This window comes from Pseudomonas sp. AC172 (genome assembly GCF_979258595.1).
The window spans coordinates 5557676-5576783 of sequence record NZ_OZ409868.1; the positions used below are offsets into that span (position 1 = coordinate 5557676).

Annotated in this window: 19 protein-coding genes; 12 read left to right on the top strand and 7 right to left on the bottom strand. The window is 59.2% G+C overall.

The window, feature by feature from the left end; genetic code table 11:
• Window positions 1-39 precede the first annotated feature (39 nt).
• The gene (locus ACZ0A4_RS25105; RefSeq protein WP_463576722.1) at window positions 40-1029 is read right to left on the bottom strand and encodes a GGDEF domain-containing protein; all 990 of its coding nucleotides are present in this window, start codon (window positions 1027-1029) and stop codon (window positions 40-42) included.
• A 143-nt stretch (window positions 1030-1172) separates the two neighbouring features.
• Window positions 1173-2357: a delta-9 fatty acid desaturase DesA gene (gene desA / locus ACZ0A4_RS25110; protein WP_116029347.1), complete on the bottom strand. Its 1185-nt coding sequence runs from the start codon at window positions 2355-2357 to the stop codon at window positions 1173-1175.
• Window positions 2358-2503: 146 nt separating this feature from the next.
• Here desA and dibA point away from each other — a divergent pair, with 146 nt between their 5' ends.
• From dibA to ACZ0A4_RS25140, 6 genes are all read left to right on the top strand, one after another.
• Entirely contained in the window at window positions 2504-4423 is a 1920-nt protein-coding gene (dibA, locus tag ACZ0A4_RS25115; RefSeq protein WP_463576723.1) for a phosphodiesterase DibA, read from the top strand.
• Between the two features lie 241 nt (window positions 4424-4664).
• Complete coding sequence (gene oscA, locus ACZ0A4_RS25120; RefSeq protein ID WP_007917682.1) at window positions 4665-4847, top strand: sulfur starvation response protein OscA; 183 nt, start codon at window positions 4665-4667, stop codon at window positions 4845-4847.
• Window positions 4848-5008: 161 nt separating this feature from the next.
• Window positions 5009-6022, top strand: coding sequence for a sulfate ABC transporter substrate-binding protein (locus ACZ0A4_RS25125; RefSeq protein ID WP_034151823.1), 1014 nt, complete (start codon window positions 5009-5011; stop codon window positions 6020-6022).
• Window positions 6023-6194: 172 nt separating this feature from the next.
• On the top strand, window positions 6195-7013 hold the full coding sequence (gene cysT, locus ACZ0A4_RS25130) for a sulfate ABC transporter permease subunit CysT (RefSeq protein WP_008080019.1): 819 nt from the start codon (window positions 6195-6197) through the stop codon (window positions 7011-7013).
• A gap of 13 nt (window positions 7014-7026) precedes the next feature.
• Window positions 7027-7899: a sulfate ABC transporter permease subunit CysW gene (cysW, locus tag ACZ0A4_RS25135; RefSeq protein WP_008080021.1), complete on the top strand. Its 873-nt coding sequence runs from the start codon at window positions 7027-7029 to the stop codon at window positions 7897-7899.
• A 3-nt stretch (window positions 7900-7902) separates the two neighbouring features.
• Window positions 7903-8892 carry a sulfate/molybdate ABC transporter ATP-binding protein gene (locus tag ACZ0A4_RS25140; protein ID WP_102354732.1) on the top strand — a complete coding sequence of 330 codons (990 nt, stop codon included), beginning with the start codon at window positions 7903-7905 and terminating at the stop codon, window positions 8890-8892.
• A 109-nt stretch (window positions 8893-9001) separates the two neighbouring features.
• Here ACZ0A4_RS25140 and ACZ0A4_RS25145 read toward each other — a convergent pair whose 3' ends face one another.
• On the bottom strand, window positions 9002-9526 hold the full coding sequence (locus ACZ0A4_RS25145) for an Mpo1 family 2-hydroxy fatty acid dioxygenase (protein ID WP_463576724.1): 525 nt from the start codon (window positions 9524-9526) through the stop codon (window positions 9002-9004).
• An 84-nt stretch (window positions 9527-9610) separates the two neighbouring features.
• Between ACZ0A4_RS25145 and ACZ0A4_RS25150 the strand changes: the two genes are divergently transcribed.
• The gene (locus ACZ0A4_RS25150) at window positions 9611-10288 is read left to right on the top strand and encodes a Crp/Fnr family transcriptional regulator (RefSeq protein WP_463576725.1); all 678 of its coding nucleotides are present in this window, start codon (window positions 9611-9613) and stop codon (window positions 10286-10288) included.
• 162 nt (window positions 10289-10450) lie between these two features.
• Here ACZ0A4_RS25150 and uraH read toward each other — a convergent pair whose 3' ends face one another.
• Entirely contained in the window at window positions 10451-10861 is a 411-nt protein-coding gene (gene uraH, locus ACZ0A4_RS25155; protein WP_463576726.1) for a hydroxyisourate hydrolase, read from the bottom strand.
• A gap of 12 nt (window positions 10862-10873) precedes the next feature.
• The gene (locus ACZ0A4_RS25160; RefSeq protein WP_463576727.1) at window positions 10874-11359 is read right to left on the bottom strand and encodes a GlcG/HbpS family heme-binding protein; all 486 of its coding nucleotides are present in this window, start codon (window positions 11357-11359) and stop codon (window positions 10874-10876) included.
• A gap of 135 nt (window positions 11360-11494) precedes the next feature.
• On the opposite strand from ACZ0A4_RS25160, the gene ACZ0A4_RS25165 reads away from it, so the two are divergent.
• The 4 genes from ACZ0A4_RS25165 (at window position 11495) to ACZ0A4_RS25180 (ending at window position 15128) form a co-directional block, all read left to right on the top strand.
• Entirely contained in the window at window positions 11495-12175 is a 681-nt protein-coding gene (locus ACZ0A4_RS25165) for a heavy metal response regulator transcription factor (RefSeq protein WP_038367211.1), read from the top strand.
• Window positions 12165-13553 (top strand): heavy metal sensor histidine kinase, encoded by a 1389-nt coding sequence (locus ACZ0A4_RS25170; protein ID WP_463576728.1) that lies wholly within the window; start codon window positions 12165-12167, stop codon window positions 13551-13553. Before ACZ0A4_RS25165 ends, ACZ0A4_RS25170 begins: the two co-directional genes overlap by 11 nt.
• A gap of 110 nt (window positions 13554-13663) precedes the next feature.
• The gene (locus ACZ0A4_RS25175; protein ID WP_007917667.1) at window positions 13664-13912 is read left to right on the top strand and encodes a helix-turn-helix domain-containing protein; all 249 of its coding nucleotides are present in this window, start codon (window positions 13664-13666) and stop codon (window positions 13910-13912) included.
• A complete protein-coding gene (locus ACZ0A4_RS25180; RefSeq protein ID WP_463576729.1) occupies window positions 13905-15128 on the top strand; it encodes a type II toxin-antitoxin system HipA family toxin in 1224 nt (407 codons plus the stop codon). The genes ACZ0A4_RS25175 and ACZ0A4_RS25180 overlap by 8 nt, the downstream gene beginning before the upstream one ends.
• 3 nt (window positions 15129-15131) lie before the next feature.
• Here the strand turns inward: ACZ0A4_RS25180 and ACZ0A4_RS25185 are convergent, their stop codons facing one another.
• Window positions 15132-16136, bottom strand: coding sequence for an AraC family transcriptional regulator (locus ACZ0A4_RS25185; protein ID WP_122594077.1), 1005 nt, complete (start codon window positions 16134-16136; stop codon window positions 15132-15134).
• A gap of 100 nt (window positions 16137-16236) precedes the next feature.
• On the opposite strand from ACZ0A4_RS25185, the gene ACZ0A4_RS25190 reads away from it, so the two are divergent.
• The gene (locus ACZ0A4_RS25190) at window positions 16237-17307 is read left to right on the top strand and encodes a fatty acid desaturase (protein WP_463576730.1); all 1071 of its coding nucleotides are present in this window, start codon (window positions 16237-16239) and stop codon (window positions 17305-17307) included.
• A gap of 178 nt (window positions 17308-17485) precedes the next feature.
• Here the strand turns inward: ACZ0A4_RS25190 and ACZ0A4_RS25195 are convergent, their stop codons facing one another.
• Entirely contained in the window at window positions 17486-19096 is a 1611-nt protein-coding gene (locus tag ACZ0A4_RS25195; protein ID WP_463576731.1) for an arylsulfatase, read from the bottom strand.
• Window positions 19097-19108 lie beyond the last annotated feature (12 nt).

Genomic DNA, 19108 nt, shown 5'->3' on the forward strand with positions numbered 1-19108 from the left:
GCTCCCACAGTAGTTATGTGTTGGGTTGAGGTATTGGGCTCAGGCAGAAATGATGCGGTTCTTGCCCTGCCGTTTGGCCTCATACATCGCCGCATCCGCGCGGGCGAACAGGCTGTCGAGGCTGTCGTCTGCCTCTGTAAGGCTGGTCAACCCCTGGCTGACGGTGATGCCGAACGTCTGGCCGTCATGGCTGAAACTCAAGCGCTGAATCTCCTGCTGCAGCCGCTCGGCCACCTGCATGGCCATGTCCGGTGCGCAGCCCGGAAACACCGCTGCAAATTCTTCCCCGCCAATCCGCCCGAACAGATCACCGCGACGTAACGAGCCGCGCCCGCACTCGGCGATTCGCTGCAACACGTTGTCGCCTTCGGGATGGCCATAACTGTCGTTGATCACTTTAAAATCATCGATATCGAGCAGCAAAAACGCCATGGGCGAACCTTGCACGCGCGCTTCTTCGAACTCACGGTTGGCGCATTCGAAAAAATGCCGGCGATTGCTGCTTTGCGTCAGCACGTCGGTGGTCGCCAAGCGATGCAGCTCGGTTTCCATCTGCTTCTTGTCGGTGATGTCTTCGGCGATGCCGACAATGATCACCGGTTGCCCTGGCTCGTCTTGACGGTTGATGAAACATTTGTCGCTGAGCCAGCGCACCTGGCCGTCGGCGGCGATGATCCTGTATTCGCGATCTTCCACCGCACCTTTGTGCAGCACTTCGGCGAGGCTGCGTTCGGCGTATTCCAGGTCGTCGGGGTAGATGCTGTCACGCCACTGATTGTAATCGGCGAGCAGGAGGCCGGCAGAGCGGCCAAAAATCCGTTCGTAGGCGGGGCTGACGTACAGCACCTGACGGGTTTCCCAGTTGAAAGCCCAGAGCACGGCGTTGACGCTGACCAGCAATGAGCTGAACAACTGCTCGCGTTCGCTTAGCCGAGCGACTTCGCCTTGGGCGTGCATCAACGCCATCAGGGTTTGCGCGGCCTCGGGCCACTGCGGGAAGGATGAGTCTTTTTGATTGTTGTTGACCATCGGCACAGATCTCAAAGGACGTGCCGCAATTCGACAACGGCCACAGTACAGCCCGCCGGGATGGCGAAGTGTCTTTGAGATAGGCGATTTTTAGCGAAGTTCCGAAGGGTGCACCCGGGAGCCGGGTGCACCGATCAACGGTCTCAGACCGCCGCAGGGCGCAGCGAGTAGGTTTTCAACTGATCAGCAAATTCACGCAGGGACTGGATGCCACTGGCTTCTGCCTCGTGAATCCACTCTTTGATGGCGGCGAGCATGTCGTGGCCATTTGCGCTGGTCTTGACCCAGATCTGCTGCAGGGCCAGGCGTTTTTCGTAAATTACCTTTAGAGCCTGACTATGCTCGAGCATGGTCTGGATGCGCAGGTGATGACGGTCTTCCAGCAGGCTGGTTTCCCGCGACAGCAGACGCTTGGCGCGGTGGAACTGGTGGCGCACCGAATGATCGACCTTGGCCAGCTCTTGCTTGACCAGCGGACCGATTACCAGCTTGCGGTACTGGGCCATGATCTGGAAGCGGTTGTTGAGGATGGCCATGGCGGTGTCCATGTCCAGATTGCCCTTGCCTTCAACACGGTGGGCGATCGGCGCTACACGCTGAACCTTGGCCAAGCGCAGGAAACTGAAGACTTTGATCCACGCCCAACCGAGGTCGAACTCCCACTTCTTCACCGACAGCTTGGCCGAGTTAGGGTAGGTGTGATGGTTGTTGTGCAGTTCTTCGCCGCCGATCAGGATGCCCCAAGGCACCAGATTGGTCGCTGCGTCGCGGCATTCGAAGTTGCGGTAGCCAACGGCATGGCCGAGACCGTTGATCACGCCAGCAGCCCACACCGGGATCCACATCATCTGGATCGCCCAGATGGTGATGCCGATGGTGCCGAACAGCAGCAGGTCGATGACGCCCATGATTGCCACGCCCAGCAGCGGGTAGCGGCTGTAGACGTTGCGTTCGATCCAGTCTTCTGGGCAGTTCTTGCCGTAGATGCGCAGGGTTTCCGGGTTCTGCGCTTCGGCGCGATACAACTCGGCGCCGGTGCGCAGTACCGTCGACAAACCCTTGATGACCGGGCTGTGCGGGTCGTCTTCGGTTTCGCACTTGGCGTGGTGTTTACGGTGGATGGCGGTCCACTCGCGGGTGTTCTGCGCCGTGGTCAGCCAAAGCCAGAAACGGAAAAAGTGCTTCAGGCCGGCATTCAGCTCCAGGGAGCGATGGGCCGAGTAGCGGTGCAGATAGACCGTGACGGCAACAATTGTCACGTGGGTCATCAGCAGGGTGACTGCGACCAGAGACCAGGCCGACAAGCCAAGAAAACCTTCGTACCACATAGGCTATAGGGCCCTCGATAAAGAAAAAAACAGCCGTTGCATTATCACCAAGCACACAGATAAAACCAGTCGCCCTTTCAGATAAGAGTCGCTGGATGTTTCTTGACCTATAATTCCAACCTTTTTGTAGGGACATGGACAGCCGAATGCCTGCCACTTACCGCGATGCATTGCGTGCAGCGCTGCTCTATCTCGTGCTTGCCGCTGCCTGGCTGCAAGGCACTGATCATTTATTAAACAATTTCTTCGATAACTCCGTCGATCTTGCGCAGTGGCAACTGATCAACGGTTACCTGTTTGCAGCCGTCAGCGCGGGGCTGATTTTCCTGGCGCGAGCGCGTTTGTGCACGTTTCTCGGGATCGGTGCACGGTTGCGCGAGCGCCACGTCGATCGCGAACGCCTGCGTCAGGCCGCGGCGGTATTCGATTGCACCCGCGAGGGCGTGTTGGTGACCAACCATCATGGCCTGATCGTTCACGTCAATCGCGCCTTCATGGAGATCACCGGTTATCAGCGTGAAGAAGTCATTGGGCAGCCGCCGAGCCTGTTCAAATCCGGCCACCATCCGCCAGGGTTCTATCAGGCAATGTTTGCCACGCTTGAGTCGCAAGGCGAATGGAGCGGTGAAATCTGGAACCGGCGAAAAAGCGGTGAGATTTATCCACAGTGGCAAACCATCCGGGTCATTCACGATGATCAGGGCCGGCTCAGCCATTACGTCGCGGTGTTCTCCGACATCAGCGCGATCAAGAATTCCGAACATGAGCTCAAACACCTCGCGCACCACGATCCACTGACCGATCTGCCCAATCGCTTGCTGTTCAGCGACCGCGCCGAACAGGCGCTGGCCTCAGCGCAAAACCATAAGCGCGGTTGTGCACTGCTGATGCTCGATCTCGATCACTTCAAAATGATCAACGACAGCCTCGGGCATAACATCGGCGATCGCTTGCTCAAGGCTGTGGCGGCGCGTTTGCAGGCGCTGTTCGGCCCCGGCATCACCCTGGCGCGGCTCGGTGGCGACGAGTTCGCGGTGCTGGCGGAAAGTTGTCCACAGCTGGTGCAGGCCGCGGCGCTGGCGCAGCGCATTCTCGATGCATTGAAGGAGCCATTCTGCATCGATGGCCATGAACTGTTCATCAACGCCAGTATCGGCATCAGCCTGTTCCCCAGTGACGCGTTGAGCGCCGAGCAGCTGTTGCGCAACGCCGACGCGGCGCTGTTCAAAGCCAAGAGCAGCGGCCGCAACGGTTACGCCTTGTACACCGAAGAACTCACCGCCCACGCCCAGCAACGGGTCGAAATCGCTTTCGAACTGCGCCGCGCGCTTGAGCAGCAGGAGCTGCGGGTTTACTACCAACCGGTGCATGACTTGAAAACCAGTCGCTTGATTGGCGTCGAAGCGTTGGTGCGCTGGCAGCATCCGGCGCGTGGTCTGGTGTCGCCGGCGGAGTTCATTCCTATTGCTGAGCGCACCGGGCTGATTGCCGAAATCGACGCGTGGGTGATGCAGCAGGCGTGCCGGCAGATGTGCCAGTGGCAGCAGGCCGGGATCGTGTTGTCATTTGTCGCGGTGAACGTGTCGTCGCGTTTGTTCGCCCGACGTGAGCTTTATCAACAGGTCGCGCAGGTCCTGCATGACACCGGGCTGAATCCGGCGTATCTGGAGCTGGAAGTGACGGAAAGCGCGGTGATGGACGATCCGGAAGTGGCGCTGGAGCAGATGCATCGGCTGCGTGAGCTTGGCATTCGCCTGGCCATCGATGATTTCGGTACGGGCTATTCGTCGCTGCTGCGGCTTAAGCGTTTGCCGGTGCAGAAACTGAAGATCGATCAGGGCTTCGTCGCCGGACTGCCGTGGGATGAGGACGACGCGGCGATTGTCCGGGTGATCATCGCATTGGCCCGGAGCATGGGCATGCAGGTGCATGCCGAGGGTATCGAGCAGGTTGAGCAGGCGGCGTTTCTGCTCGAGCAGGAATGCGATCTGGGGCAGGGATATTGGTTTGGACGGCCGAGTCCGGCGCAGGAGATAGATTGGGCAATAGCACCAGTGATCGGCTGAAAGTGTTCGCACATTTCGCGTGGGAATGCTGCCCCGAGACGCTCCCTGTCCGCTGCAAAAATCGTAGCGCAGAGCGCCGCCGGCTGCATTCCCGCGTGGAACGTGGGAGCGATCAGTTTTTCGGTTATATAAACATTCTTAAATAGTCTTTTTAAGAATATCCGCGCCTCTCTTATATTGCTCCTACGCCGAACGCAGTGCCGCCCACTGCCAGGCAAATCCCATTCAAAGGAGCAGCACCATGAGCGCATCCCTTCGCAGCGTTGACGGTCAGGACGAAAGCACCATCTTGCGTGAAATCCAGAGCGCCCTGCGCGATCTGCGTTTCGGCGCGGTGGAGATCACTGTGCATAACGCCCAAGTCGTGCAGATCGAACGCAAAGAGAAATTCCGTTTGCAGCAACCGGGCAAACAACCGGGCTGAGTTGAAGATCAAAAGATCGCAGCCTGCGGCAGCTCCTATAGGGGGCTGTGTGTAGGAGCTGCCGAAGGCTCGGGCCGCGATCGGACGATCTTTAGCCGGCACACCCGATTCCAGATAATCATAAGAAAAAGCCACCACCAAGAATTCCAGGAGCTTTCACCATGTCGTCGATTCGCCGTTACGCTTTGGCCGCCCTGGCCAGCGCTGTGTTTGCCGGTTCCGCGGTTGCCAAGGATTACGAACTGCTCAACGTGTCGTATGACCCGACGCGCGAGCTGTATCAGGACTACAACGCTGAATTCATCAAGTTCTGGCAGAAAGATCACGCCGGCGACACCGTGAAAATCCAGCAATCCCACGGTGGTTCGGGCAAACAGGGCCGCGCGGTGATCGACGGTCTGCGCGCTGACGTTGTAACCCTGGCCCTGGCCGGTGACATCGACGAAATTGCCAAACTCGGCAAGACCCTGCCCGCCGACTGGCAGAAGCGTCTGCCGGAAGCGAGCACGCCGTACACCTCGACCATCGTCTTCCTGGTGCGCAAGGGCAACCCGAAAGGCATCAAGGACTGGGGCGATCTGGTCAAGAACGACGTGTCGGTGATTACCCCGAACCCGAAAACTTCCGGCGGCGCACGCTGGAACTTCCTCGCCGCCTGGGCCTATGGCCTGAAAGCCAACGGCGGTGACGAAGCCAAAGCCAAAGAATATGTGCAGACCCTGTTCAAGCACGTGCCGATCCTCGATACCGGTGCGCGCGGTTCGACCATCACCTTCGTCAACAACGGTCAGGGTGACGTGTTGCTGGCCTGGGAAAACGAAGCGTTCCTGGCGCTGAAAGAAGATGGCGGCGCCGACAAGTTCGACATCGTCGTGCCTTCGCTGTCGATCCTCGCCGAACCGCCAGTGGCCGTGGTCGACAAGAACGCCGAGAAGAAAGGCAACGAGCAGATCGCCGAAGCTTACCTGAAGCACCTGTACAGCCCGGCCGGTCAGGAAATTGCCGCGAAGAACTTCTACCGTCCGCGTGACAAGGACGTGGCCGCCAAGTACGCCCAGCAGTTCCCGAAACTGGAACTGGTGACCATCGACAAGGACTTCGGCGGCTGGAAAACCGCGCAGCCGAAATTCTTTAACGACGGTGGCGTGTTCGACCAGATTTATCAGGCGCAGTAATCTGACTTCAGCCACACATCAAGCCTGAAGCCAGGCGCGGAAATGTGGGAGCGAGCTTGCTCGCGAAAGCGGAGTGTCAGACGACGTAGAGTTGGCTGATACTCCCTCTTCGCGAGCAAGCTCGCTCCCACATTGGTGCGTTCAGCGGAATGCTTTTTAACCAAGGACTTTTATGTCGCGTCGTATCTCCCCCGTCATACCCGGCTTCGGGCTGACGCTGGGTTACACCTTGGTGTACCTCAGCCTGATTGTGCTTATCCCGCTGGCGGCGATGTTCGTCCACGCCGCTCAACTCACCTGGGATCAGTTCTGGGCGATCATCTCCGCACCACGGGTACTCGCGGCATTGAAGCTGAGCTTCGGCACCGCGCTGTGCGCCGCGATCATCAACGGCATCATCGGCACGCTGCTGGCGTGGGTGCTGGTGCGCTACACCTTCCCGGGGCGCAAAGTGATCGACGCGATGATCGATCTACCGTTCGCCCTGCCGACAGCGGTGGCCGGCATTGCGCTGACTGCGCTGTACGCGCCGGCCGGTCTGGTCGGGCAATTCGCCGCTGACCTCGGTTTCAAAATCGCTTACACCCCGCTCGGTATCACTTTGGCGCTGACCTTCGTCACGCTGCCGTTCGTGGTGCGCACGGTGCAGCCTGTGCTGGCCGACATTCCCCGTGAAGTCGAAGAAGCCGCGGCGTGCCTCGGTGCGAAACCGTTGCAGGTGTTCCGCCACATCCTCGTTCCCGCATTGCTGCCCGCCTGGCTGACCGGTTTTGCCCTGGCGTTCGCCCGTGGCGTCGGCGAGTACGGTTCGGTGATTTTCATCGCCGGCAACATGCCGATGAAAACCGAGATCCTGCCGCTGCTGATCATGGTCAAACTCGATCAATACGATTACACCGGCGCTACCGCTATCGGCGTGCTGATGCTGGTGGTTTCCTTCGTCCTGTTGCTGCTGATCAACTTGCTGCAGCGGCGCATCGAAACCCCATAAGGAGGCGCGAACCATGTCCCAATCGTCTATTGCGGCCGCCTCTTCGGCCAACGCTGCACGCCGTGGCAGTGCCACTTCGCGCAGAATCCTGATCGGCCTTGGCTGGCTGGTTTTTTTCCTGTTTCTGCTGCTGCCGTTGTTCATCGTCGTATCGCAGGGTTTGAAGAATGGCCTCGGCGCATTTTTCACCGCGATCTTTGAACCGGACGCGCTTTCGGCGTTGAAACTCACCGTGTTCGCCGTGCTGATTTCGGTGCCGCTGAACCTGGTGTTCGGCGTCAGCGCTGCGTGGTGCGTGAGCAAATACTCGTTCCGCGGCAAAAGCATGCTGGTGACCCTGATTGACCTGCCGTTTTCGGTGTCGCCAGTGATCGCCGGTCTGGTCTACGTGCTGATGTTTGGTGCGCAGGGCCTGTTCGGGCCGTGGCTGCAGGATCACGACATCCAGATCGTCTTCGCCTTGCCGGGCATCGTGCTGGCGACGATCTTCGTCACCGTGCCGTTCGTGGCCCGTGAGCTGATCCCGCTGATGCAGGAACAAGGCACGCAGGAAGAGGAAGCCGCGCGCTTGCTCGGCGCCAATGGCTGGCAGATGTTCTGGCATGTCACTGTGCCGAACATCAAGTGGGGCCTGATTTATGGCGTGGTGCTGTGTACCGCACGGGCCATGGGTGAATTCGGTGCGGTGTCGGTGGTCTCCGGGCACATTCGCGGGGTGACCAACACCTTGCCGCTGCACGTCGAGATCCTCTACAACGAATACAACCACGTGGCCGCGTTCGCCGTGGCGAGCCTGTTGCTGATCCTGGCGCTCTTCATCCTGCTGGCCAAGCAGTGGAGCGAAAACCGTATCAACCGCCTGCGCGCCAGCGCCGCGGAGGAATAATTCATGTCGATCGAAGTGCGTAACGTCAGCAAGAATTTCAATGCCTTCAAGGCGCTGGACAACATCAGCCTGGACATCCACAGCGGTGAGCTGGTGGCGCTGCTCGGCCCGTCGGGCTGCGGCAAGACCACGCTGTTGCGGATCATCGCCGGTCTGGAAACCCCGGATCAGGGCAACATCGTCTTCCACGGTGAAGACGTTTCCGGCCACGACGTGCGTGATCGCAACGTCGGTTTCGTGTTCCAGCACTACGCCTTGTTCCGCCACATGACGGTGTTCGACAACGTCGCGTTCGGTTTGCGCATGAAGCCGAAAAACCAGCGCCCAAGCGAAAGCCAGATCGCGGTCAAGGTGCACGAACTGCTGAACATGGTGCAGCTGGACTGGTTGTCGGATCGTTATCCGGAACAATTGTCCGGTGGCCAGCGTCAGCGGATTGCTTTGGCCCGTGCCCTGGCGGTGGAGCCGAAGGTGCTGCTGTTGGATGAGCCGTTCGGCGCCCTCGACGCCAAGGTGCGTAAAGAACTGCGTCGCTGGTTGGCGCGGTTGCACGAAGACATCAACCTGACGTCGGTATTCGTGACCCACGACCAGGAAGAAGCGATGGAAGTCGCCGACCGTATCGTGGTGATGAACAAGGGCGTGATCGAGCAGATCGGCTCACCGGGCGACGTCTACGAAAACCCGGCCAGCGATTTCGTTTATCACTTCCTCGGCGATTCGAACCGCTTGCTGCTGAGCGACGACAATCACGTGCTGTTCCGTCCGCATGAAGTGTCGTTGTCCAAACATGAGCTGGAGGATCACCATGCGGCTGAGGTGCGTGATATTCGGCCATTGGGCGCGACCACACGGGTGACGTTGAAGGTTGAGGGGCAGACTGATTTGATCGAGGCAGAAGTGGTCAAGGATCACGACAGCCTGATCGGGTTGGCCAAGGGTGAGACCTTGTTCTTCAAGCCGAAGGTCTGGCAGAAAGTCGCCAGTCTCTAAGATCAAAAGCTTCGCGAGCAGGCTCGCTCCCACAGTGGATGAGTGTTGAGCACAAAATGTGTGAACAACCAAAATCCCTGTGGGAGCGAGCCTGCTCGCGAAATGCGGTCTAGACAGCCGCACGATTCGGATTAACCCGCACAACCCCCGCCCGCGCCTCGATCTGCTCCTTCAATTCATGCCGCATCCCGAGCATGAACGCCAACTCGGCCACCACAAACAACGGCCCGACAATCAGCCCCGACACATCATCGACAAACGCCGGTTTGCGCCCTTCATAGTGATGCCCGACAAACTGGATCACCCAGCCAATCACAAACAGCGCCAGGCCGCTGCTCAACCAGACCATGGTGCTTTGCTGTGCCAGCACATGCCCGGCCCATACGGATAAGCCCATCAGCACCGTCATCAGCACGCCCAACTTCACCTCAAGACGCAGATAAAACCACGCCGAGGCCAGCGCCAACACAACGGCCGGAGATATCCACAACCCGCCCAGCGACCATTCCGGTCGCGACAACAAAACTGCCACCGCCACCACAATCAGCGGAATGCCGATAAAGTGGCTGGCGATGTTGCGCGGATCGCGGTGGTAGGCGGCGTATTGACTGAGGTGGTCGACGAGGCTTTTCATTGTTGTTCCTCCGGTAGGGTTGATCGCATCATCCCTCGGGATCAGGGTTCGCTCTGTCAGGCAGGCGACAATCCAGGAGTGTTTATGCAAATTCGTTCGCGGCTGATGCATGGCCAGTGGTTCAGTCATCTGCCGGTGTCCTTTCAGGATAGCTTGCTGGCGGCGGCGCGAGAGCGGCGGCTGACGGCGGGGCAGCGCTTGTTCCAGCGTGGTGATGCGCCGTGCGGCTTGTACGCGGTGCTCGATGGCGCCGTGCGCATCGGTGCGGTGAGCGAGCAGGGCAAGGAGGCGTTGTTGAGTCTGGTGGAAGCGCCGCACTGGTTCGGCGAAATCTGCCTGTTCGATGGCCAGCCGCGTACTCATGATGCCTACGCAGTCGGGCCGTGCACCTTGCTCAATATTCCACAGGCGACCCTGCTGAAACTGCTTGATGAACAGCCGGTGTACTGGCGGCATCTGGCGCTGCTGATGAGCCACAAACTACGCCTGACCTTTATCAATCTGGAACAACTTAGTCTGCTGCCAGCCCCGGCGCGTCTGGCCCATCGAGTGCTGATGATCGCCGAAGGCTACGGCGAACTCGACGCGCCACGTCGTGTGCTGCAATTGCCGCAGGAGCAGTTGGCGTCGATGCTGTCGCTGTCGCGGCAGACCACCAACCAGATCCTCAAGGATTTGCAGGGGCAGGGGATTATCGGGCTCGGGTATGGCGAGATCGAAATCCTCGACGCCACGCGATTGCGCGCCCTGGCCACGATCTGACAATGCACCCGAACCCTGTGGGAGCTGGCTTGCCAGCGATAGCGGTGGATCAGCCGACATCGATGTCTGCTGAACGGACGCCATCGCTGGAAGCCAGCTCCCACAGGGTTTTCCACCGTCCACGATATCTCAGGCAAACCACAAAGCCTGTGGGAGTGGGGCTCAGGAACCGCGATAGGTCGAGAAGCCATACGGGCTGAGCAGCAGCGGAATGTGGTAATGCTGATCCGTCTGCTTCACTTCAAAAATCACCGGAATCTCCGGGAAGAAGGTGTCGTGCTTGACCTTCTTGAAGTACTCGCCGGTTTTGAACACCACGCGGTATTCACCCGCTTCGAAAGGCTGCTTGGTCGGGAACAGCTCGGCAATTCGCCCTTGTTCATTGGTCGTGCCCTGAGCCAGTGGCTGCCAGTTCTGGCCGACGTGTTTCTCCAGCGTCACGTTGATGCCCGGCGACGGCAGGCCGTTTTCCAGATTGAGCACGTGCACGCTCAAGGGGTTGCCAGCGGCCAGCGCCAGGCTTGAAAAAACGCTCAGGCCGAGCGCGGCCAGGGTCATGCGCACAGTAGTCATGGATGAAACTCCTTATTGGGAACGGGTGGTGGCCAGACCGGTTTTTTCGGCAGCCTTGATCGCACAGTTTTCGTCTTGCTCTCCGCCGCCAGAGCCGGCCACGCCCATGGCGCCCACCATTTCAGAACCGAGGAACAGCGGAATACCGCCGCCAAGCAGCAACAATTCATCGAGGGTGTTGAGGTTGGCGGTTTCCGGATTACTACGAGCACGCTCGGCGAACAATCGGGTCGCGGTTTTGGTCGACAGCGCGGTGTACGCCTTGCGTTGGCTGGCGGCAGTGTTATGTGGGCCGACCCCATCGCCGCGCAAGGTCACCAGCAGATTGCCGCCCCGATCGAGCACCGACACCGTGCCGGTGCAGTTGGCTATCGCCGTGTCGGCGAGCAGCCGTGCAGTTTTAAGATCAAGGTCGGCGTGACGCGGCAGTTCCGGGCCGGCGAACACGCTGGCGCTGAGGCCGATGGCCAGGCTGGCTACAAGGTATTTGACGGTCATGGACAGGCTCCAAAAACGAAGGTCGCCACCTTAATCGCCAGTCTTCGTCAGAACCTCGTCAGTCTGATTACAAGTTTGTAATGGGCAACGCCGCCGAAGGCGCCTAGCCTGTGTGCCTATCAATCGAGGTGTGCCATGCGTTTGCTGGTCGTAGAAGATGAAGCCAAAACCGCGAATTTCCTCGCCAAAGGCCTGGGTGAGTCGGGTTTTGCCGTGGACGTGGCGCTCAACGGCCTCGATGGACGCTACTTTATCGAGCAGCAGGAATATGACCTGATCATCCTCGACGTGATGCTCCCCGGCCTCAATGGCTGGCAATTGCTACAGTTGATCCGCCAGCGCGGCGCCACGCCGGTGCTGTTTCTCACCGCCAAGGACGCCATCGAAGACCGCGTGCGCGGCCTTGAGCTGGGCGCCGACGATTATTTGCTCAAACCCTTCGCCTTCGCCGAACTGCTCGCGCGGGTACGCACGTTGCTGCGGCGCGGGCCGATGCGCGAAGCCGAGTCGTACACCATCGCCGATCTGGAAATCGATGTGCTGCGCCGCCGCGTCAGTCGCGGTGGCCAGCGCATTGCCCTGACCAACAAGGAATTCGCCCTGCTGCAACTGCTCGCCAGCCGTCAGGGCGAAGTGCTGTCGCGCACGCTGATTGCCTCGCAGGTGTGGAACCTGAATTTCGACAGCGACACCAACATGGTTGAAGTCGCCGTGCGGCGTTTGCGCTCCAAAGTTGATGATCCGTATATGCCGAAACTGATCCACACCGTGCGCGGTGTCGGCTATCAACTGGAAGCGCCCGACGATGCGCTCTAGGTCGATCGCCTGGCGTCTGGCGCTGGCGTTCGCATTGGTTTGCGCCTTGGTGTTGAGTGCTATCGGCGTATTTCTCTACCGCTCGCTGGCCTCGGAAATCGCCTACCGCGACGACCTAGCGTTGCTCGGTCGACTGGAGCAGGTGCGCGCGTTGCTCGCCGACAGCGACAGCCTCGACGCTTTGCAGGCGCGGCCACGGCTGTATCAGAACATGCTCGGTAACCTCGACAGCCTGTTGCTGGTGCGCCGCGCCGACGGTTCGAGCGTGATCGCGATCAATCCCCGTCAACGCGAGTTGCCCGCGCTGAATGCCATCCCCCGCGAACAAACGCCGCAGCGTCCCGATGTGCTCACGTGGCAAGCACCGGACGGTGCCGAGCTGGCGCTGTTATCCGGCGAAGCGCAGGGGCCGAACGGCGAGCCGCTGACCGTCATCGCCGGCAAGGTACTGAGCGAGCGCGAGCAGATGCTTGGCAGCTATCGCCTGCGCTTGTATCTATCGGTTGGACTCGGCGCGTTGCTCGCTTTTGCCTTGGGTTTACTGCTGCTACGACGGGGCCTGCAACCGTTGCGTCAGTTGAGCGAAGCGGTACGCGGCATCGATCTGCGTAGCCTCGATCAACGCCTGCCAGCCCATGGCACGCCCGCCGAACTGCTCGAACCGGTGCAGGCGCTCAACGGCATGCTGACGCGGCTGGACGACAGCGTGCAGCGCCTGTCGCAGTTCTCCGCCGACCTCGCCCATGAGATTCGCACGCCGCTACACACCTTGCTGGCGAGCAACGGTCAGGCGCTGAATCATCCGCGCACAGCGGCGGAATATCAGGAAGTCCTGGCCTCGAACATGGAAGAGTTCGAGCGGCTCAAGCGCATGGCGGAAAACCTGATGTTCCTTGCCCGCGCCGAGCAGGCCGAGCGCGCGCTCAATCTGCAAACGCTAAATTTGCACAGCGTTGGCGGTGAGCTGTGTGATTATTTTGAAGTCTTGGCCGATGACCGCGAGTTGCGTCTGGACAATCAACTGCATGGTGAACTGCTCGCTGATCAGCAATTGCTGCAACGGGCGCTCGGGAATTTATTGGCCAATGCCGTGCGCCACGCTGACTCCGGATCCGTGATCAGCCTGCGTCGTCGCGATGAGGCGGGTTGGTGCTGGTTGCAGGTGCACAACCACGGGCCGGCGATTGCCCCCGAGCATTTGGGCAAACTGTTCGACCGCTTCTACCGCGTCGATTCTTCTCGGGCAGAGCCGGGGGATTCAGGCGGGTTGGGGTTGGCGATCGTGCAGTCGATCATGCAACTGCATGGGGGACAGGTGCGGGTGAGCAGTGATGCTGATGGCACCATTTTTGAGCTGGGTTTTGAGGTGAACAGGTGATTACTTCTTGCTCACTCGAAATTAGGCTAATGTTGCTCACTGACTGCATCAAATGCGATGCAAATTGAGTAAATGTCTAAATTTGCACCGTATTTGATGCAGGAAATAACATGGAACAGCTTGGTGAATTGATCAAGGCCCTTCGCAAGGCGAACAAAATGACTCAGCAGGCACTGGCTCAGCAATACGGAATGAGCCGCGCGACGATTTCGGGGATCGAAAACAACACTATTTCGGAAATCGGCCTGCGCAAAGTAGAAGCGATCCTCAACGGGTTTGGCTATGAGCTGACGGCGGTTCCACGTCAGTCTCGTCGACCGACACTTGATACGCTGCAAAAGGTTAACTTCCATGACTGAGTCGTCAGATCGATTAAATGTCTGTGTCGGCGGGCAAGCCGCGGGAACGTTGGCGCGCGGGCAAGATCGAGTCGACAGCGTCTTCAATTACCGCGAACAAGCCAGTGCCGAAAACGCCGTGTCACTGACAATGCCGTCCCGGCTGGAAAGTTATGTTTGGGAAGGTGGCATACATCCGGTTTTCGAAATGAATTTGCCGGAAGGTGCGCTTCGTGATGAGCTGGTTCGTCGTTTCAGCAAGGCGGTTCGTGGTTTCGATGACTTCGCACTGCTGGCCATTGTGGGCCCCTTTCAGCTGGGTCGGATGTCAATTACCGAAGCATCGACAGTGGATCGACCACCCGAAACGTCATTGGCCGATTTGCTCGTGCACGATGGTGCGCAGGGCCTGTTCGAGGATCTATTGAAAACCTACGGCCAGTATTCCGGAGTGTCTGGGGTGCAGCCAAAAGTGCTGGTACGTGACAGCGCTGCCGCGATTGATCGCCTGACTCATCGGGGATCGACCCATCTGGTCAAGGCGTTTCGTGCCAATGAGTATCCGCAGTTGGCGACCAACGAATACTTCTGCATGCGCGCCGCGCAACACAGCGGGCTTGAGGTGCCGCAGTTTGAGTTGAGCGAGCAGGGCAAGTTTCTGGTTATCGAGCGATTTGACTTGAGTGGCACGGGCTACTTGGGTTTCGAGGACTTCTGCGTGCTCAACGGCTGGCCGTCGAAAGCCAAATACGACGGTTCTTACGAAGGTGCGGCTCGGCAGATCAAGGCATTTGTTTCACCCGCGTTGCTCAATCATGCGCTCGAAGCATTTTTCAAAATTGTGGCTTTGTCCGCAGGTCTGAAAAACGGCGACGCTCATCTTAAAAACTTCGGTGTGCTGTACGAAGACTGTGGCGAGGAATCGACAATCAGACTCGCACCCGCATACGACATCATCACCACATCGGTCTACATAAAGAACGACAGTATGGCGTTGCTGTTGGGGGGTTCGAAGGCCTGGCCAAAGCACAAAATGCTGGTACGCTTTGGTCGAACTGCCTGCAATCTGACCGAGGCGCGTTGCAATGAATTACTGCAGCAAGTGGCTAACGGTATGCAGGTGGCAATGGGCGAAATGGCGGAGTACAGCGCAAGTCATCCAGCGTTCGCCGAGATGGGATCTGCCATGATCGAGCAATGGTCATCCGGTATGGAACGCAGTCTGGCTAAAGGCTGACGATCAGCGCAACCCATCCCGAAACTGCCCCGGCGTCATCCCCGTCCAGCGCTTGAACGCGCGGCTGAAACTGCTGGTATCAGCGAACCCCAGCAAATAACTCACCTCACTCAACGAACACTGCGGATCGCGCAGATGCAGCAACGCAAGATTCTCGCGACTCTCATTGAGCAACGTATCAAAACGACAACCCTCATCCGCCAGATGCCGTTGCAGGCTGCGCAAACTCAGGTGCAAGGCTTGGGCAATGCGTTCGGCGCTGGGCTCACCTTCCGGCAGTTGTTCTTCAATGGCATCGCGCACCTTGCGCTCCCAGGTCAGCGGCTGGAGCTGGGCCATCGTGCGTTTGAGCACCGCTTCGTTGTGTTCGGCGAGTTCCGGGTTGGCGTCGTCAAGGTGGCTGTCGAAGTCGGTGAGGGCGAACTCCAGACGATCCTCGGTACAGCCGAAATGCACCGGGGCGCGGAAGACTTTGTGCCATTGCTGCGCATCGTTCGGCTCCGGCCGGCGCAGGTAAACCGCCAGCGGCGCGTAATCGCGACCAAGACGATTACGGCAGGTGCGCACGTAGATCGCGGTAAACGCATCGATGGCTTCGAAGGCTGGCGCCGGATTGCCTGACGGAATTTTCAGACGAAATTGATAACGGTCGTCGTTGCGGCTCAGCTCTAGTTCCAGCGCATCGCTGACCACCGGGTGATAACGCACGATGCGCTCGAACACCTCGCGCAGACTGCCGCTGGCGACCAGCGCATAACCGAGCGCATGGAACGTGGTCGGGCTGACAAAGCGTGACACGCGCAGACCAATTGCCGGGTCGCCGCTGACCTGCACGGCGATTTCCCACAGCCGTGTGGTGCCGGACAGTGGATAGCGCGCGTTGGGATCGTCCATCAAATTGGGGTCGAGCCCGGCCTGTTGGCACAGGGCAATGCTGTCCAGCCCCAGCGCATCAAGTTGCTTGCGCAAGGCACGGGTCCAGCTGGCGAGGGAGGTCGGTTCCTTCATGCTGATTGGCGCTTCCGGTCAACAGGTTGGCGTTCTCGGCTACCGCAATTGAAGCCTTGGCGAGGCACGATGCGAACATCATAAACCCGAGGATGGAAGCATGGACGGTACTTCTGCAAGTCCCCAGCGACACAATGCGGCCCAGCGATCAGCGCATATTCGCGAAGTGGTGCTGGCGAAAGGCGTCGAACTGCGCGAGCGCTACCCGATTCTCAAGCATCAGGATGCGCTGGGGGCGGGGATTCTGGCCTTTGCGCTGATCGGGATGATTGGTTCGGCGACGCTGTACATCAGCGGCCATATGGCGTGGTGGGTTTGTCTGTTGCTCAATGCGTTTTTCGCGTCGCTGACCCATGAGCTTGAGCACGATCTGATCCACAGCATGTACTTCCGCAAGCAGCGTGTGCCGCACAATTTGATGATGGGCCTGGTGTGGCTGGCGCGGCCGAGCACGATCAATCCGTGGATTCGTCGGCATCTGCACCTCAATCACCACAAAGTCTCCGGTACTGAAACCGACATGGAAGAACGCGCGATCACCAACGGCGAGCCGTGGGGGTTTGCGCGGTTGCTGATGGTCGGCGACAACGTGATGTCGGCGTTTATCCGCATGCTGCGGGCCAAGACCTGGGCGCACAAGTTCAGCATCATCAAGCGCACCCTGAAGGTCTATGCGCCACTGGCGCTGGTGCATTGGGGCGCGTGGTATGTGTTTCTCGGTTTTCACGCGGCCAATGGCATTGCCTATCTGCTGGGTTCGCCAATCGAGTGGTCGGCGACGACGTTATCGGTGATGCAGGTGATCGATATCGCCGCCGTGGTGATCATCGGTCCTAACGTGTTGCGCACGTTTTGCCTGCACTTCATCAGCTCGAACATGCATTACTACGGCGATGTTGAATTGGGCAATGTGCTGCAGCAGTGTCAGGTGCTCAACCCTTGGTGGCTGTGGCCGTTGCAGGCGTTCTGCTTCAACTTTGGCAGCAGTCACGGGATTCATCATTTTGTGGTGAAGGAGCCGTTTTACATTCGTCAGATGACCGTGCCGGTGGCGCATAAGGTGATGCGTGAAATGGGGGTTCGGTTTAATGATTTCGGGACGTTTGGGCGGGCGAACCGGTTTGTTCGTCGGGATGAAATCGCGGTGTCTGGTAAGGCGGTGGAGGCCTGACAAGCGGCCCTCACCCTAGCCCTCTCCCAGAGGGAGAGGGGACTGACCGAGTTGTTTGCGCTTGATACATCGACCTGAAACTGCGAGTCGAACTCAGGTTTGAAGAGCATGAAGATCTGCTCCCTTTCCCCCTCTCCCTCTGGGAGAGGGCTGGGGTGAGGGGCTTTTGATCTTCCCCTCAATCCGGCTGAAACGGCGACTCGCTGAGAATCACCCCGGTCTCCTCGACATATTGCTGCCAATGCCCGATCAACGCGCTGAGCTTGTCCGGGTGACTCACCGCCAGATCATGAATCTCCCCCGGATCACTGCTCAAATCATACAGCTGCCACGTCGCCGGCCCCACCGGCCCAGGAATCCACACCGCTTTCCACGACCCCTGCCGAATCGCCCTGCGCCCGAACAATTCCCAACCCGTGACCGTGTGCTCGTCATGCACCTGCGCAGTCTCACCCGACAAGAACCCCAGCCACGATTTACCGCGTAACGGCGCCACCGGTTTACCGTGCCAAAGCTTGCCCGGATGACGCACACCCGCCAGATCAAGAATCGTCGGCGTGATGTCCATCACCGTGCCGAAACCATGGCTGATCTGCCCTTTGATCGCCAGCTGCGGATAGTGCAGCAACGCCGGCACACGAATGCCGCCCTCAGTGGTAAACGCCTTGAACAACCGTGATGGCGCGGTCGCGACCTGCGCCCAGTTCGGCCCGTACCAGACGTAAGAGTTGGCCCGGCCAATGTTGTCGAGGCTGTTGTCGTAATGCTGACTGAGGTACGTCACCAGTTCCGGGCCGAATTTGGGGAACGCTTCAAGCAGCGCGCCTTCGGCGCCGTTGTCGGACATGAACAGGATGAAGGTGTTGTCGAGCTGCCCTTGCTGGCGCAGGTAATCGACCACCCGGCCAATGTTCCAGTCCATGCGCTCGACCATCGCCGCGTAGACCTCCATCGCCCGCGCGGAAATCTGCTTTTGCTCGTCGCTCAATGCGTCCCACTGTTGGGTTAATTGAATCAGCGGGTGCGGTTCTACGTCCGGTTCAATCAGGCCGAGGGCTTTGAGTTTTTCCAGACGCTCCAGGCGCAGCACTTCGGGGCCCGCGTCATAGCGGCCACGGTATTTCTCGACGATGTCGGCGGGCGCCTGCAACGGCCAGTGCGGCGCGGAGAACGGCAAGTAGGCGAAGAACGGCCGGGTCTGATCACGCTCCTTGAGGTATTGCAGCAATTTGTCGCCAAAGGCATCGGAGGAATAAAAGTCCTTCGGCAATTCATCAAGGAAAATATCGTCCTCAATGTACAGCGCCGGCGTGGATTTCAGCAGGCCGGGGGTTTGCTCATCGTAGGTCGGCTCGAAACCATAGTGGTTGGCCGCGCCCGGCAGCAGCGAAAACGAGCGCTCGAAACCCCGTGCATGGGGCGCCAGTTCGGCCTTCAAACCGAGGTGCCATTTGCCGCTCATCAACGTTTGATAACCGGCCTCGCGCAGCAGCTCCGGCAGCGCCACCACGCGATCATTGAGGTATCCCTCATAACCCGGTTTGCCGATCAGTTCAGGCGTGAGCGTTTCGGCCATGGTGCCGATGCCGGCGATGTGGTGGTCGGTGCCGGTCAACAGCATCGAGCGGGTTGGCGAGCAGGTCGGCGCGGTATGAAAATCGGTCAAGCGCAGGCCATTGTTGGCCAAGGCATCGAGGTGCGGCGTGGCGATTTCGCCGCCGAACGCACCGATGTCGGAGAAGCCTAGATCGTCGGCCAGAATCACCAGAAAATTGGGACGTTGCGGCATCGCAAAACTCCT